Below are 15546 nucleotides of genomic sequence, written 5' to 3' on the forward strand. Positions count from 1 at the left end.
TTGAATAGTAATAGTGTTCATTTTTACTTATGGATTATTATACACTCTATGAAACTCAGCATTTGAAATGATTCTACAAGCTTTGAGCTATTTGCGTGGCGATCGCCTGCAACAGCTAGAACCAGAAATTGGCAAGCGCCTCGTCGATCAATTTGATAGCGACGCACCAAAACCTACAAAGTCGGTTAGATTGGAAATTGAGCCTAGTCAGAAGGCTTACAAGAAGTAAGAAGTTACGAGGAGCTTTGACGCAGCTAGAAGTTATCAGGACGTGAATATGATGGAGTTTTTTACTTGGGATGAAAGTAAGAAGATTAAGCAAGCAATTGTCCAACAAGGTCGAGAGTTTGTGTTTGCTGTTCTAGAAACGCGGTTTGAGTACGTTTCCAGCTACGTTACCAAGGTCATCAATCGGATAAATGATTTGGCGGCGCTAAAAAGGCTTCATAAAAAAGCAGTTACTGTTGATTCACTAGGAGAATTTGAGCAGTTTGTGAGGCACAGAGAGTATGCTGTGGACGAATATACAGCCAAGATCAGAAACTTGTGGAATTTCAAAATTTCTCCTATCCCAGTTGGTTATATACTACAATTATGGGACCCTCAAAATAGACATTTCTGGCACAGGAAAACTTTTAAGTCTTACAAAAAAGCCGAAAATTTTGCCAAAACCTTGATTAGAGTCTGCCCTTATGGAATAGATATACTAGCTCAACATCGGATCAACAAAACCCTTTTGCCACGCCTAATGTATATGGTAGGAACAAACTTCATTATCTATCAAGGTTGGATGGTAGAAATTGGTAGAATTGCCAATCATGGTTACACTACAGTTGCCTATAATCTGTGAAAGTGGACAAAAAGCATTTGAACTGCGGAACTTTGACACACGGGAGGAGGCGACTATAGCTGTTAAGGAACGCATAGAAGAAATTGAATTGAATTGCCGCGTTAGTTCCATACCATATAGGGACGAAATTAGCGATCGCACTTGATCTACGTGGGTAGTATGGGTTAAGTAGGCGCTCGCCTCCGTCGCCCCATTTTTCCCCACAGATAAAGTGTAAAGAATGTTTTTTCGTGGGCGGTCAACTCTGGCAAAAGATAGAGAAAATGATACAACTGTAACTAACTTTCCCTCAAGTGTGTTTCTTCCCGCCGCTCCATGACACAATCTTCTCACTCGGACAAGATTCTCGTTGTTGATGATTCTCCAGATAACGTGTTTTTAATCAAAACCATTTTGGAGGAAGAAGGCTACACGGTTTGCACGGCAGAACATGGTGCTTCAGCACTGGCACAACTTGAAACCTGTGCTTGTGACTTAGTTTTGCTAGATTTGATGATGCCTGGAATGGATGGTTACGAAGTAACTAAGCGTATCCGGGAAAATACGGCATTGGCTTTTATCCCCATTCTACTGATTACCGCCCACGACTCACCTAATGTCGCTCACGGATTGGACTTGGGGGCTGATGATTTTATCCGCAAACCTGTAACAGTGGATGAGTTACTAGCACGGGTGCGATCGCTACTACGCCTCAAGCATAGTATAGATGAACGCGATGAAATTGCCCGTCAACGTCAAGATTTTGTCTCGCGTCTTACTCACGACTTACGCACACCCCTAGTTGCTGCTGAACGGATGCTGATACTGTTACAAGAAGGCGCTTTGGGACAGTTGTCACCACAAATGCACGAAGTAATTACGATCATGGGACGCAGTAACAGCAACCTGCTTGCTATGGTCAATACCTTACTAGAAGTTTACCGTTTTGAAGCGGGTCGCAAAACTCTGGCCTTTCAACCTGTAAATCTACGCTCTTTACTCGAAGAGGTTGCCAAAGAATTGTCTACACTCGCAGCTCAAAAGCAACTCGAAATATTTCTAGATTTGGGTGATAACTCAGCTATAACGACCGTCATGGGCGATCGCCTAGAATTACATCGACTATTTACTAATTTAATCGGTAATGCGATCAAATTCACCGATCACGGGTCAATTACTATTCGTCTGATCCCACCCATAACTGCCGATGACCGGATTACAATTGAGGTAGCGGATACAGGTTCTGGTATTCCTCCTGAAGAACAAGCAACCTTGTTTGAACGATTTCGCCAAGGAAGCCATAAGAGTTCTGGTAGTGGTTTAGGACTCTATCTTTCTCGCCGCATTGTCGAGGCACATCAAGGCACTATTCTCGTCAATTCGGAGGTGGGTAAAGGTAGTACTTTTATTGTCAGTTTACCTATAAAACAGTAGAGAAACCCGACTTCTTGAAGAAGTCGGGTTTCTGATCAGGGTTTCTAAAGAAGCAGAGGAAAAAATATGATTGTTCAATTATCAATTGCTGATATTATCTCTCAACAACGTAATTTTTTTCAAAGCGGGAAAACAAAAGATATTAATTTTCGCTCTTCTCAACTAAAAACTTTAAAACAAGCAATTATTGAAGATGAGCAAGAAATTTTTCAAGCAGTAAAAGCAGATTTACATAAACCAGAATTTGAGACTTTTGCCACAGAAATTATCTTAATTAGAAAAGAGATAGATTATGCTATTAAAAACCTCAAAAATTGGACTAAGGCAAGAAAAGCATCCGTTAACGCTCAACTATTACCTGCATCGGCAAAAATTTATCCAGAACCGCTAGGAGTGGTTTTAATTATTGGTGCTTGGAACTATCCATTCCAGTTGAATATAGTACCGTTAGTAGGTGCGATCGCCGCAGGAAATTGTGCAATTATCAAACCTTCAGAACTTGCCCCTCACACCTCTAGTATTATACGTAAAATCATCGAAAAATGTTTTCACCCAGCATACATAGCTGTCGTAGAAGGCGGGGTAGAAACCAGTCAGCAGCTACTTAGAGAAAAATTTGACTACATATTTTTTACTGGTGGTACGGCTGTGGGCAAAATAGTGATGGAGGCAGCAGCAAAACATCTCACGCCTGTAACTTTGGAATTGGGTGGTAAATCTCCTTGCATTGTTGATAATGACATCCATATTGAACATACTGCTAGACGCATTACTTGGGGTAAGTTTATTAATGCTGGACAAAGTTGTATTGCGCCTGACTATCTTTTAGTTAATAAAAATATCAAGAAAAATTTGTTAGCTACTATCAAAGGCTGTATTCAAGAATTTTATGGTGACAATCCAGCCAGCAGCCCAGATTATGGCAGGATTATCCATCAAAAACACTTTGAGCGGTTAGTTCGCTTGTTAAAAGATGGAGACATTTTGATTGGAGGAGAAACAAATCCGGACGAACTTTATATCGCTCCTACACTCATTGATCATGTTTCCTCAACTTCTGAGATTATGCAAGAAGAAATTTTTGGTCCGATTTTGCCTGTAATTGAATATACGGATATTGCTGATGCGATCGCCTTAATTAACTCTCAACCAAAACCCTTGGCTTTGTACTTATTTACTAATAATAAAAATTTGCAACAGCGAGTTTTGCGTGAAACCTCATCCGGTGGAGTGGGCATCAATAGCACAATGATGCACAGTGGTGTCTTATCTTTACCATTTGGAGGTGTTGGTGATAGCGGTATTGGTAGCTATCATGGTAAAGCTAGTTTTGACACTTTTTCTCATTACAAAAGTGTTTTTAGCAAACCTTTGTTGCTTGACATTAAATTATTGTATGCTCCTTACCAAGGTAAGCTGGCTTGGTTGAAGCGATTTTTGGGTTAGCAGTATCGAGGCTCCGCCTCGACTCTATAATTACCAGGCGCTCGCCTGGGAACTAGAAAGGCGCTCGCCTGGGAACTAGGGAAATTAATTGCTGTATCGTTCTTCTGCCCAGGGTTCGCCACGACGATGATAGCCGTTGCGTTCCCAAAAACCATGTTCCTCTCGTTCTAGAAACTCCAAACCATTAATCCACTTGGCACTTTTCCAAGCATACAAATGAGGAACGACTAATCGTAAGGGACCACCATGTTCTGCTGGTAGAGGTTCACCAAATACTTTAAAGGCAAAGAAGTTTTCTTCCCGCACAAAGTCTTCAATGGGGATATTGGTGGTGTAGCCCCCGTAGCAGTGTTCCATGACATGGACTGCTTTGGAGTCTACTTCAATTAGTTTCATGAAGTCTGTCACCTTAATGCCAGTCCACTTGACATCAAGTTTAGACCAACGGGTTACACAGTGGAAGTCTGCTGTGAATTCGTTTTGGGGTAGTGCCATAAAGTCAGCCCAGGTAAAGGTTGCAGGTTTTGCTAAACCCCAAACTTTAAATTCCCATTTGTCTGTACTGACTTGGGGAGTTGCACCATAAGTTAATACAGGGAAGCCTTTAGTTAAGTATTGACCTGGGGGAACTCTTTCTCCCTCCTGGTTAGTTGGTTTTTGAAAAAATTTTCCGAGCATAGTGACAGAAAAATATGATTTGTGAAGACACTTTACTTTTGATTAAATTTTTTAGTATCGGTCTAACGGTAAGTAATAGCTAATAGCTAATGGCTAACAGCACACTAGGTTCTCGATTAGCAATTAGCTTTTAGCGCATGGAGCGATCGTTCTACGATTCTTCCTCTTCTTCGGCAGATGGATAGACAAATGTTGAACGTCCAGTCAAAATCGACTTGCCCAGAGAGAGAGCTTTCTGAGCTTCAACTACAGCTTTGTGCCTCCAAGTTGCACGACGTTTATCTCGTTTAGACTTGGATGTTTTCTTCTTAGGAACAGCCATGTGTTAGGGTACGTAATTGTTTACAACCCTACTATTCTATGTCATGCAGTAATCGGGTAGTCAGCAGTGAATGAGAATTGGTCATTTTGCTGTAGGACTCAAGGGTGGCGGCGGTGGTACAGGCAGAACGTTATTCGGTTGTAGTGTTGGGTTGGGTGTAGAGACGTTATTCGGTTGTGGTGTTGGGTTGGGTGTAGAGACGCTCCGTTGGGGCGTCTGTACGGAAGTTAAGGAATTTTGTCCAAAAAATAGTAGTGTTTGCGCAGTTTTGAAGTAAGTTGCCCAACGTTGCGGATCGGGACGTTTGCGCCATTGTGCGCGAGTGACGCCTAATTCTATCACTGGTGCGATCGCTCCATAACTTTGTACAGAAACAATGATTGAAACATCTGTAACCAAAATATCTTGGTCAAAGCTACGTTGAGTTGCCGCTCTTGCTGCCGCTTCTGCCCGAAGCAACATGGTTTCGTAATTTTCTTCTGGTAACCTGTCAATCAACAGGTCTACCCTTGCTGTATAAGCTTGTACAATTTGAGGCGTAATTGTTTCCGTAATTAGCCACAAAGGAACACCGACACTTAACCAAAATACAGCAGAAGCGATCCGGATTTTCTTACCTATTAACGGCATAGATTTTATGAGCGGCTCGAAATAACTCCTGACTGGAAAAGGAATTTTGCTAAATGTACTTGTACAACTCCTCATAACCTCTAGCTCCTTTTGTGATCAACGAATTTAAATTAAGTGAATCTATCAAAAAGTCATAAAAATCACATCTTATATAGAGATGTGGTAATAATCACTTAGACTCATAAACATAGATTAACTTTGTTTTTTCCGCAAAGCCAATAATCTTCACAAAGCAAACCATAACCAACAGAAAGCGCGATGGCAAACAACTGGGCGATAGCCATTGGCATAAATCAATACCATTTTTTTCAACCTCTAGGTTGCGCCCAAGCAGATGCGGAGGCGCTCAGGAATTTTTTAGTTGCAGAGGGGGGTTTTTTACCACAGCAGTGTCTGCTGATGACAGATACCTCACCGCCCCTTGGAGATCGATCAACTTATCCTACTAAAGAGAACATTCTCCTTTTGCTTGAGGATTTAGCAGCAGCTTGTTGGCAACCGCAAGACAGACTCTGGTTTTTCTTTAGCGGTTATGGTGTCAACCACAAAGGACACGATTACTTGATGCCAGTGGAAGGAAATCCAGATTATGTTGAACAGACTGGTATAGAAGTGCGACAAATTCTCCAAAGTCTGCAAGTTGCTGGTCTTGATACATTAGTATTACTAGATATTAACCGTGCTTTTGGTATCCAAGCAGACGCTCTAATTGGACAAGAAACGATTGATCTTGCCCAAGAATTACGAGTTTCGACGATTCTTTCTTGCCAACCAGAGCAATTTTCTCACGAAAGCGGTGAACTAGGTCACGGGTTTTTTACAGCAGCCTTGTTAGAAGCTTTACGTTTTGGTAATAGCAGCACATTAGTAAAGCTAGAAAGATACCTAAGCACTCATACCCCTGAGTTATGTCAACTCTACTGGCGTCCGACGCAAAACCCTGTTAGCTTTATCAAATCCACAGAGCAAATAATTTTGCCGCAATGGGAAGTAAAAATAGACAGAGTAAGCGCCCCAGTAGGGGAAAAAGAGCAGGGGAGTAGAGGAGTAGGGGTGCAGTTTCATGTTCGAGGCGCACCGGAGAATTGGAATCTATTCTCTCCCTCACTCCCTTCCTTCCCAACTCCCCCACTCCCTCACTCCCCACCTCCCCCACTCCCTCACTCTCTTCCTCCCCAACTCCCCCTCTCACCATCTTTTTCTGGTGCAAGTAACTATCACAAGAAAAAAACAGCAAACGCCTCATTTTGGCAATGGTTCCTTCTGTGGGGTGCAACTACACTGCTGGTACTGGGTTTAATAATGGCGTTTATTCGTCATAAAACAGGTTTTAAAGTTGAGCAGATTTCTACTTCAACTAAAACTACTACAACCAAAACTATCCAGGTGTTGATACCAAAAGTCACAATGCCTACACCAATACCTGTTGAACTAGAAATAGTTAAAACAATACCTACACCAATACCTGTTGAACCAGAAATTTCCGTGAGCAGACAATCTGCTTTGATTTCTCAACAAAAGCTGCGAAAAGCATCACTGGAACTGGCAAATATGTCTTTAAATCCAAATCAGGCAAGCGATATAAGTTTAGCTATTGTTGCTGCTCGCAAAATTAAACTAGGTGAACCTCTGTATGGACAAGCTCAGGATAATATTAAGATTTGGAGTAGGATGATTTTAGACTTGGCAGAAAGTCGTGCCAAGCAAAAACAGTTAACAAATGCTATGGCTGCTGCTCAATTAATTGGTAAAGAAGATCTTTTATATCCAAAAGCACAAGCAGCAATTATCAAATGGCGGCGGCAAGCAAAGCAGTCTATGACTAACGAGGCTCTTTTAGATGCGGCTAGTGCTTTAATTCAACCCAAACAGGCATCTACTTATAATCGTGCGATTGAGGTTGTCAAGAAAATATTACCTGGTGAACCTGGCTTTGATGACGCTAAAAAATCTATGGATACTTGGGGTGAGAAAATTTTGTCTCTTGCAACTCGTCGCGCTGCTAAAGGAGATTTCCAGGCGGCTGTTGAAACTGCTGTTTTAGTTCCTAAGGAAACAGCGGCTTACAACAAAGCCCAAGCAGCTATTAAAAAATGGCAGAAAAAATAGTAATTGTTAATTGTTAATGGCTAATGGTTAATAGAACAATTAACCATTAACCATTAACCATTAGCTAGTAACTCTGTGTTAGCAGTATTGCGTCACATCTTCGCCACATTCATCAGCTAGGTAGCATAGCGCTCGAAAACGTAAACCAACCAACTCCTCGTACAAGGGGTTGAGCTTACACATCGGTGGGATGTGAAACAGGGTTTTACCCAGTAACTTGACATCGCGCTCAAAAGGACATTGAGCAGGAATCAGTTTGCATAAACGATGAGCTAGTTGGCGGTCGCGAATTTGAATATTGTCTAACCACTGTCGTAGCGGTTGGATAATATTACGTATCGTGGATTGACGGGGTTGCTGGGTTACATTAGCTGCTTTAGCTTCTGTCTGGTTGATTGATACCCAGCTTGCCAAGAAAATCTTTTTTGTGGTATTATCGAATACCCTCATGGTTCACTCCTCTGTATTATTGAGGGTTTTGAACTGCCTGATGATCATCTACAACGTGGAGATAGCCTCTCCCGGAAGAATATTGTTCAGAACGAGATACAATTTGGTTCTCAAGTAGCCACTTGAATCGGAACCTGTTTAATCTTACGACAAGTTAAACCCAATTGACCCTTAATTGCCAATGTGATTATGGCATTTTATTTATAACTTGACACATATAAAATTTCAATAAAGTCATCTACCCAAAGATAGGTTATGATGTGGGTTTTACACACACCTGATGCAGTACTTCCATAACAGTATTTATTACTAAGTACAAATACGTGTGAAGCCTTTGGGAGTGATTTAGAAGTGTTGAAGAATGCTATTAACCGCAGAATAAAATGCCACCAGCCGCGTCAGACATGGTGTAATCATCTTGATGTCCTAGCGCAATGCCAAGATCCCCGACTTCGTAAAAGTTGTCGGGGATCTGGTTGATCTGGTTATTCTTCTAACGCTTTAAGACGCTACTTGTGCTGCAGTGCGAGTGCGACGCCTTCTACCGTCGGTGACAACTTTTGCAGGTTCTTCGGGAATTTGCATTAACAAACTCACAGATGGTTGACAATGTAATTCTTTTTTAAGCGATCGCGCTACTTCTCGCTCTAAAACTTCTTGCAATCCACCCCAATCTACATCTGATTGTTCACTTTCTGTGGAATGGGCAAATTCTGTAAAGCGCACGCCGAGAATTTCTTCAAGTCTTTGTTGTACCCACTTTTGCAACAATGGGCGTTCAATACTAGTTACTACACCCCGGATGTGAATTTCTGGCTTAGCTAACAGCTTGCCATTCCAATCTATTGCGGCGGCAATAATCACCAAACCTTCTTCTGCCATCCGTTGCCGTTCTTGCAATACTTTGGCACTAACCATACCAGAACTAGAAGTATCTACTAGCTCGATGCCGGCTGGGACCTTACCAGCTACATCGATAGAATCTTCAGTTAGTTCTATTACACTACCATTCTGAATAATTACCATATTCTCGGCAGGAATGCCCATATTTCGTGCGGTTTCGGCGTGCTTAACTAGCATCCGATGTTCACCGTGAACTGGTACGAAGAATTTGGGACGAGTTAAGGCGATCATTAACTTTTGGTCTTCTTGACATCCGTGACCAGAAACGTGAACCCCTTTCTCTCGACCATAAATTACATTTGCACCTTGCATCATCAATTTATCGATGATGGTGACCACAGCAATAGTATTTCCCGGAATTGGGTTAGCTGAGAATACTACTGTATCTCCTTGCCTGATTTTAATATGAGGGTGTTCTTGATTGGCGATGCGCGTCATGGCTGACATCGGCTCTCCTTGAGAACCTGTCGTCAAAATCAATACGTTCTCTTCTGGGAGATTACGCACAACGTGCAACGGTTGAAGTAGATTATCTTCGCATTTGATGTAACCAAGATTACGGGCATGAGCAATTAAGTTGAGCATGGAACGCCCTACCACTGTCACCACACGGTTGTACTTCTGCGCTAGTTGCAAGACCATGTTGATGCGATGCACGCTAGAAGCAAAGGTGGTTACGAACAGTCGCCCTTTGGTTTGAGCAAAAATCCGCTCTAGATTTGGGTAAACTGAACGTTCTGAAGGTGTGAATCCGGGTACTTCTGAGTTAGTGGAGTCGCTGAGAAGACAAAGTACGCCTTTTTCTCCGTGTTCTGCTAACCGTTGTAGGTCGAAACGCTCTCCATCAACTGGCGTATGGTCAAATTTAAAATCTCCCGTGTGGATGACTAAGCCAAGTGGTGTATGAATAGCTACAGTGAAGCTATCGGCGATGGAATGGGTATTACGGATATACTCCACAAAAAAATGTTTGCCAATCCTTACCACATCACGTGGCATGACTCTTCGTAATTCTGTGCGATCGCGCACCCCTGCTTCTTCCAACTTACCCTCTAGCATTGCCAAAGCAAGGCGAGGACCATAAATTACGGGTATGTCAAATTGCTTCAAGTGAAAAGCAATCCCGCCAATGTGGTCTTCATGACCGTGGGTAACGATCATACCCTTAATTTTGTGGCGATTTTCCCGTAGATAAGTCATGTCTGGGAGAACAATATTTACTCCGTGCATTCCATCTGTAGGAAAAGCCAACCCTGCATCTAGCAGCACAATTTCATCTTCGTACTCGAAAACACAGGTATTTTTGCCAATTTCGTGTAGTCCACCCAATGGAATGATTTTTAGGGCAGATTCGGTTTCGTTTTTAATCATTTTCTCCTTAGATTGTTCTTTGCTGTTAAAGATTTGAAAATTAGTGTCTTGTAGGATAGGCGAATAGGAACTGTCTATAAACGAGCGTTTGAAAAAACAGTATTATCTGTATTTTCAATTGTTCAATCAACAGAATTGATACTATATTTATTTTTCAGTCGTAACACAGGTCTTTTACCTGCGACATGGTAATAATTACGCACAATTTTTTTATGTATTTTTTCTACCTATTTCACTAGCTTTTCACCAGTTTTCATGAAATTAAATTTAGTTCCTTCAGAACCATTACTAACCTTGGATTGAGATCATCATCCGCTTCGCATAGGGGCAGACGAGGTGAACCCACATCCCAGCCCTGAAGCTGCAATGCTTTCTTCACTGGGATCGGATTTGTAGTTGCAAACAAAGCTTTAAATAACGGTAACAGTTGGAGATGTATTTCGGTTGCTACTTTAACTTCACCCGAGTTGTAAGCTTTAATCATCTGTTGTAGTTGGTTTCCTACCAGATGAGAAGCTACACTCACTACGCCCTTTGCCCCAATTGCTAACGATGGCAACGTTAAGGAATCTTCTCCAGAGTAAATCTGGAATTCGGGCGATGTCAACCTACGGATTTCACTTAGTTGGTCTAAATTGCCACTAGCTTCTTTAATACCGACAATATTCTCTACCTCAGCCAACTTGGCAACTGTTTCGGCATGGAGGTTTTGACCAGTACGACTCGGTACATTGTATAACAACAATGGCATCTCTGGCACAGCTTGGGCTATTGCCAGAAAATGCTGGTAAAGTCCTGCTTGTGGCGGTTTATTGTAGTAAGGAACTACTTGTAATGTAGCATGTATTCCTATTTTAGCTGATTTTTGCGTTGCTGCGATCGCTTCTTTGGTCGAATTAGAACCACATCCTGCCATCACATAAGCTTTGTCACCTACTTCCGCTAAAACCACAACAAACAGTTGATATTCTTCTTCCCAAGTTAAAGTTGGAGATTCTCCTGTTGTACCACACACTACTAATGTATCCGTACCGTTTTCTACTAAATGTGCTGCTATTTGGGCTGCTAGATCATAATTAACACTGCCATCTGCTTTAAACGGCGTAATCATCGCTGTTAAAACTTTGCCAAAATCTACCACCACACTTTTTTTCTCCTAATTACGTACTTTATTTTTTTTATCTTGGTGGTTTTTTCTTTTCATAACCTATTTGCCAATTTTTTCAAGTACAGATGCCTCACTAAATAAATGTAGAGACGCCCCATGCCATCAATTTACCGACACCCCTGCGAGGTGTCTTTACTGGCTAATGGCTATTGCTGGTTGGAGCAGATTTTTTTCTACTAACAACTCAGCTATTTGTACTGCATTCAAAGCTGCTCCTTTACGGATTTGATCGCCACACAGCCACAGTTCCAAGCCGCATTCATGAGAAATATCTGAGCGTATTCTTCCTACTAAAACTTCATCCCTACCTGTGGCTTCAATTGGCATGGGAAAATAATTTGCCTTCCAATCTTCGACCAATTTTACTCCAGGAGATCGACTTAAGATCTCTTTTGCTTCTACCGCGCTAAATGGTGATTCAAATTCTAGATTAATTGCTTCTGAATGAGCTCTTAGTACGGGAACCCGTACACATGTTGCGGTAATTTTGATCTGCTGATTGTTAAATATTTTACGGGTTTCATTGACCATTTTCATTTCTTCTTCGCAATACCCCAAATCGTTCAATGGGGAGTTATGCGGAAATAAATTAAATGCCAATGGATAAGGAAATACCGATGGTGTAGGCTGCTTACCCTCTAATATGGCGCTTGTTTGGGTTTTTACTTCTTCCATTGCTAATGCACCCGCGCCACTTGCCGATTGGTAGGTTGCTGCCACAATGCGTTTTACTGGTTGATGACAATGTAAAGGCCATACTGCTACTGCCATCAAAATTGTCGTACAGTTGGGATTGGCAATAATGCCTTTATGGTTTGCTGCGGCTTGTGGATTAACTTCTGGAATCACTAGCGGAACTTCTGGGTTCATCCTATAGGCACTGGAGTTATCTATGACTACTGCCCCAGCATTTACAGCTATAGACGCCCAAGCTTTTGACGTTGCACCACCTGCACTTGCTAGCACTAAATCTACATTATTAAAGGCGCGATCGCTCACCACCTCTACTGGCAAATCTTCTCCTTTAAACTGTAACTTCCGTCCTACGCTACGTTGTGATGCCAACAATCTTAAATCTGACAAAGGAAAATTTCGGCTTTCCAGTAATTCCAGCAACTCTTTGCCCACGGCTCCCGTTGCTCCCAATATAGCTATTCGATAGGATTTAGACAACCTGACTTCCTCCTCATAATCTGTATTATTGAATTATTGGTTATTTTTAATAAAAAGTTACAACATAATTTAATATACTAACAGTAAAAAATTTCTATACGGCAATTTAATTAGTTTTTTCAACGTATTCTTACTTTAATACATTCTTGGCTAGTTGATTATTTTATGTCACACTGCTGTTTACAACAATTAATTATTGAAGTTGCCATAAATTTAAATGTCGTATTATACTACCAAACTGCATGTACTGGTCAAAACGTTATATGTCTGCACCTAGATGAGAGTAATACTCTTCCACAGGCGTGCTAGCTTTGAAGGATTGATGTACTATGATCCAATTGGAAGCTAAACCAGTAGGAATGACATAGAACTACAAGCTCAAACGCTTGAGCTATGTCTGAAGGCAAGTGAGAGCGATCGCCCGTGCAAGTTCCATAACAGGTACGGGAGGCAATGGTACACATTACAAGCGAGTACTATTATTCGGTTCTCACGCCCAGGATATCACGGTATTAACCCTGCTATCAATTTCCATACATAATCAATAGTCAACTAGAAGTACAAAATATACACCAGAGAAGACATGAAAGTCACCCAGGAGAAACTTCCCAAGAGTCAGATTGGTTTGTCAATCGAAATTACGCCAGAAGTAACCAAGCAAAGATACGAACAGGTAGTTAAAAATTTAGCAAGTTCTGCAAATATTCCTGGGTTTCGCAAAGGCAAAGTACCAAGACAGATATTATTACAGCGTTATGGAATGAATCGCATCAAGGCGGCAGCGCTGGAAGAAATAATTCAAGATGGGATAGAAAAAGCCCTAAAGCAAGAGGAAATCCAAGCGATTGGGCAACCTCAACTACGTTCACAGTTTGAGGAATTGGTTAATAATTATGAACCAGGAAAACCCCTGACATTTTCTGCTGCCATAGATGTAGAACCAGTTACACACCTTAACCAGTACAAAGATTTCATAGTCAAAGCCGAAGAAGTTGAATATGACAAAGAGCAAGTAGACAAAGTTTTGGAAAACGAACGTCAGCAAATGGCGACTTTGATTCCAGTAGAAGGGCGTCAAGCTCAAATAGGCGATATTGCTGTGGTGGATTTTAAAGGTGTATTCGCTCCATCTCCAGGTGACGATGAAACAGCTCCACCCAGAGCGATCCCAGGTGCCCAAGCAAAAGATTTTCAAGTAGAGTTGCTTGAAGACAAATTTATTCCTGGCTTCGTTACAGGTATAGTAGGGATGAATGCTGGAGAAACCAAGGAAATATCAGCTCAGTTTCCTGATCCCTATCAAAATCCAGAATTAGCAGGAACACATGCTATTTTTACAGTCACACTCCATGAACTGAAGGAAAAAGAACTACCAGAATTGAATGACGACTTTGCGCAAGAAGTTAGTGAATACGAAACTTTAGAGGAGTTGCGTCGTTCTTTAGAAGAGCGGTTTGAGAAAGAAGCTCAGGACAAAACAAAGGCAAATAAGCATCAAGCTGTGATTGCTGAACTACTAAAGCACGTGTCCGTAGATTTGCCAGAAACAATGATCAAGCAGGAAGTTGAGACAATGTTAAGACAAACATTGTTCCGACTTTCACAACAAGGAGTTGATGTCAAAAAGTTATTTAGTCCAGAAATGATCCCTCAGTGGCAAGAACGTTCTCGTGGTGAGGCAGTTGAACGCCTGAGGCAAAGTTTGGCTTTAATGGAAGTTAGTAAACTTGAATCTATTTCTGTTACAGACGAAGAAATTCAAGCCAGAGTTCAAGAACTGATGCAACAATACTCTGAGCGAGACATTGATCCAGAAAATCTCGCCATAGCTGTAGAAAACGAAATGTTAACGGAGAGAATTCTCGATTGGCTTGTAGAACATTCATCAGTTGAACTTGTACCGGAAGGAACTTTGAGGGCAGAAGTGGCAGCAACTGAAATAGAAGCTGCATCACCTACGGAACAAATTATTGAAGAAAGTACGGATTCCCCTATAGATGTAGAAGCTACAGTTATCACCTCAGGTGAGGAAACTACGCCCACCGCAAAAGAAGCTAGCGGTGACAATCCCCCAAGCGAAGGCTAAAAGGAAAGAAACCCAACCATTATATGCATTTGTTGGGTTTCCAGAGGGGTTTGCCCAACCGACAAATCTCCTTACCGTAAAATCTCTACCTTCTGGCTACCAGAAGAATCTCGTCCATTACGGGCGTAAGAGAATTAAATAAGGCATAATGGTTAACACATAGCTAAGATAAGAATAGAATAAGCATTTTTTGGCAGCGATCGCTGCTGATAACTCTGTAAAATCATTGTCAAACGTTCTTTTATGCTTGTATCGCAGTCGGGAAATCACCAAATTAGCAGTTTGAGTTATTTATCAGTTAACTCCCAACTCAGTCCTAGCAACATCGTCCCGATGGTTGTGGAACAATCCGGTATGGGAGAACGTGCATTCGACATCTACTCCCGCTTGTTGCGAGAGCGGATCATCTTTTTAGGAACGCCAATAGATGACACTGTTTCTAATCTGATTGTTGCTCAGCTGCTGTTTTTAGATGCTGAAGATTCCGAAAAGGATATTCAGATCTACATCAACTCTCCCGGTGGCTCGGTCACAGCCGGAATGGCAATATATGATACCATTCAACAAATTCGTCCAGATGTGGTAACGATTTGTTTTGGTTTAGCCGCTAGCATGGGAGCATTCTTGTTAACAGCAGGAACGCCAGGTAAGCGTATGTCTCTACCTGATTCTCGGATTATGATTCACCAACCACTCGGTGGCGCTCAAGGACAAGCAGTTGACATTGAGATCCAAGCCAGAGAAATTCTTTATCATAAATCTAAGTTGAACCATTTATTGGCTCAGCACACAGGTCAACCATTGGAAAGAATAGAAGCTGACACTGAGCGGGACTTCTTCATGTCGGCTGATGAGGCAAAAAATTACGGGTTGATCGATCAGGTCATCTACAGGCAAAATCTTCCCGTAGCAGGGGAAAATGTCACCATTCTGAAATAAGAGGCTGG

Annotated in this window: 15 protein-coding genes; 8 read left to right on the forward strand and 7 right to left on the reverse strand. The window is 41.7% G+C overall.

Annotated features, from left to right (window positions below; translation table 11 throughout):
- The first annotated feature begins 67 nt into the window (after positions 1-67).
- From ICL16_RS21520 to ICL16_RS21540, 5 genes are all read left to right on the forward strand, one after another.
- On the forward strand, positions 68-229 hold the full coding sequence (locus ICL16_RS21520) for a hypothetical protein (protein WP_190831838.1): 162 nt from the start codon (positions 68-70) through the stop codon (positions 227-229).
- A 48-nt stretch (positions 230-277) separates the two neighbouring features.
- A complete protein-coding gene (locus tag ICL16_RS21525) occupies positions 278-850 on the forward strand; it encodes a hypothetical protein (RefSeq protein ID WP_190831840.1) in 573 nt (190 codons plus the stop codon).
- Positions 834-995: a hypothetical protein gene (locus ICL16_RS21530; RefSeq protein WP_190831842.1), complete on the forward strand. Its 162-nt coding sequence runs from the start codon at positions 834-836 to the stop codon at positions 993-995. The genes ICL16_RS21525 and ICL16_RS21530 overlap by 17 nt, the downstream gene beginning before the upstream one ends.
- Positions 996-1165: 170 nt before the next feature.
- Positions 1166-2263: an ATP-binding response regulator gene (locus tag ICL16_RS21535; RefSeq protein ID WP_190831844.1), complete on the forward strand. Its 1098-nt coding sequence runs from the start codon at positions 1166-1168 to the stop codon at positions 2261-2263.
- Between the two features lie 66 nt (positions 2264-2329).
- A complete protein-coding gene (locus ICL16_RS21540; protein WP_190831846.1) occupies positions 2330-3709 on the forward strand; it encodes an aldehyde dehydrogenase in 1380 nt (459 codons plus the stop codon).
- Positions 3710-3793: 84 nt separating this feature from the next.
- Here the strand turns inward: ICL16_RS21540 and ICL16_RS21545 are convergent, their stop codons facing one another.
- The 3 genes from ICL16_RS21545 to ICL16_RS21555 all read right to left on the reverse strand — a co-directional run bounded on the left by ICL16_RS21545 (position 3794) and on the right by ICL16_RS21555 (position 5339).
- Positions 3794-4387, reverse strand: coding sequence for a sulfite oxidase-like oxidoreductase (locus tag ICL16_RS21545; RefSeq protein ID WP_190831848.1), 594 nt, complete (start codon positions 4385-4387; stop codon positions 3794-3796).
- Positions 4388-4538: 151 nt separating this feature from the next.
- A complete protein-coding gene (gene rpmF / locus ICL16_RS21550) occupies positions 4539-4709 on the reverse strand; it encodes a 50S ribosomal protein L32 (RefSeq protein WP_190831850.1) in 171 nt (56 codons plus the stop codon).
- Between the two features lie 81 nt (positions 4710-4790).
- Complete coding sequence (locus ICL16_RS21555; protein ID WP_190832648.1) at positions 4791-5339, reverse strand: hypothetical protein; 549 nt, start codon at positions 5337-5339, stop codon at positions 4791-4793.
- A 258-nt stretch (positions 5340-5597) separates the two neighbouring features.
- Here ICL16_RS21555 and ICL16_RS21560 point away from each other — a divergent pair, with 258 nt between their 5' ends.
- On the forward strand, positions 5598-7448 hold the full coding sequence (locus tag ICL16_RS21560) for a caspase family protein (protein WP_190831852.1): 1851 nt from the start codon (positions 5598-5600) through the stop codon (positions 7446-7448).
- 78 nt (positions 7449-7526) lie between these two features.
- Here the strand turns inward: ICL16_RS21560 and ICL16_RS21565 are convergent, their stop codons facing one another.
- The 4 genes from ICL16_RS21565 to ICL16_RS21580 form a co-directional block, all read right to left on the reverse strand.
- Positions 7527-7898, reverse strand: coding sequence for a Mo-dependent nitrogenase C-terminal domain-containing protein (locus ICL16_RS21565; protein WP_190831854.1), 372 nt, complete (start codon positions 7896-7898; stop codon positions 7527-7529).
- 501 nt (positions 7899-8399) lie between these two features.
- Entirely contained in the window at positions 8400-10172 is a 1773-nt protein-coding gene (locus ICL16_RS21570) for a ribonuclease J (RefSeq protein ID WP_190831856.1), read from the reverse strand.
- 253 nt (positions 10173-10425) lie between these two features.
- Positions 10426-11313: a 4-hydroxy-tetrahydrodipicolinate synthase gene (gene dapA, locus ICL16_RS21575; RefSeq protein WP_190832650.1), complete on the reverse strand. Its 888-nt coding sequence runs from the start codon at positions 11311-11313 to the stop codon at positions 10426-10428.
- Positions 11314-11472: 159 nt separating this feature from the next.
- Positions 11473-12513 carry an aspartate-semialdehyde dehydrogenase gene (locus ICL16_RS21580; RefSeq protein ID WP_190831862.1) on the reverse strand — a complete coding sequence of 347 codons (1041 nt, stop codon included), beginning with the start codon at positions 12511-12513 and terminating at the stop codon, positions 11473-11475.
- A gap of 583 nt (positions 12514-13096) precedes the next feature.
- On the opposite strand from ICL16_RS21580, the gene tig reads away from it, so the two are divergent.
- The gene (tig, locus tag ICL16_RS21585) at positions 13097-14599 is read left to right on the forward strand and encodes a trigger factor (protein WP_190831864.1); all 1503 of its coding nucleotides are present in this window, start codon (positions 13097-13099) and stop codon (positions 14597-14599) included.
- Positions 14600-14842: 243 nt separating this feature from the next.
- The gene (gene clpP, locus ICL16_RS21590) at positions 14843-15538 is read left to right on the forward strand and encodes an ATP-dependent Clp endopeptidase proteolytic subunit ClpP (protein ID WP_190831866.1); all 696 of its coding nucleotides are present in this window, start codon (positions 14843-14845) and stop codon (positions 15536-15538) included.
- The last annotated feature ends 8 nt before the right edge of the window (positions 15539-15546 follow it).

This window comes from Iningainema tapete BLCC-T55 (assembly GCF_014698965.1).
Taxonomy (GTDB): Bacteria; Cyanobacteriota; Cyanobacteriia; order Cyanobacteriales; family Nostocaceae; genus Iningainema; species Iningainema tapete.

Excerpts from the sequence above, each read along its gene's own strand:
- ICL16_RS21520 (WP_190831838.1), top strand. The coding sequence starts at position 68 with ATGATTCTACAAGCTTTGAGCTATTTGCGTGGCGATCGCCTGCAACAG.
- ICL16_RS21525 (WP_190831840.1), top strand. The coding sequence starts at position 278 with ATGATGGAGTTTTTTACTTGGGATGAAAGTAAGAAGATTAAGCAAGCA.
- ICL16_RS21535 (WP_190831844.1), top strand. The coding sequence starts at position 1,166 with ATGACACAATCTTCTCACTCGGACAAGATTCTCGTTGTTGATGATTCT.
- ICL16_RS21540 (WP_190831846.1), top strand. The coding sequence starts at position 2,330 with ATGATTGTTCAATTATCAATTGCTGATATTATCTCTCAACAACGTAAT.
- ICL16_RS21545 (WP_190831848.1), bottom strand. The coding sequence starts at position 4,387 with ATGCTCGGAAAATTTTTTCAAAAACCAACTAACCAGGAGGGAGAAAGA.
- rpmF (WP_190831850.1), bottom strand. The coding sequence starts at position 4,709 with ATGGCTGTTCCTAAGAAGAAAACATCCAAGTCTAAACGAGATAAACGT.
- ICL16_RS21555 (WP_190832648.1), bottom strand. The coding sequence starts at position 5,339 with ATGCCGTTAATAGGTAAGAAAATCCGGATCGCTTCTGCTGTATTTTGG.
- ICL16_RS21560 (WP_190831852.1), top strand. The coding sequence starts at position 5,598 with ATGGCAAACAACTGGGCGATAGCCATTGGCATAAATCAATACCATTTT.
- ICL16_RS21565 (WP_190831854.1), bottom strand. The coding sequence starts at position 7,898 with ATGAGGGTATTCGATAATACCACAAAAAAGATTTTCTTGGCAAGCTGG.
- ICL16_RS21570 (WP_190831856.1), bottom strand. The coding sequence starts at position 10,172 with ATGATTAAAAACGAAACCGAATCTGCCCTAAAAATCATTCCATTGGGT.
- tig (WP_190831864.1), top strand. The coding sequence starts at position 13,097 with ATGAAAGTCACCCAGGAGAAACTTCCCAAGAGTCAGATTGGTTTGTCA.
- clpP (WP_190831866.1), top strand. The coding sequence starts at position 14,843 with ATGCTTGTATCGCAGTCGGGAAATCACCAAATTAGCAGTTTGAGTTAT.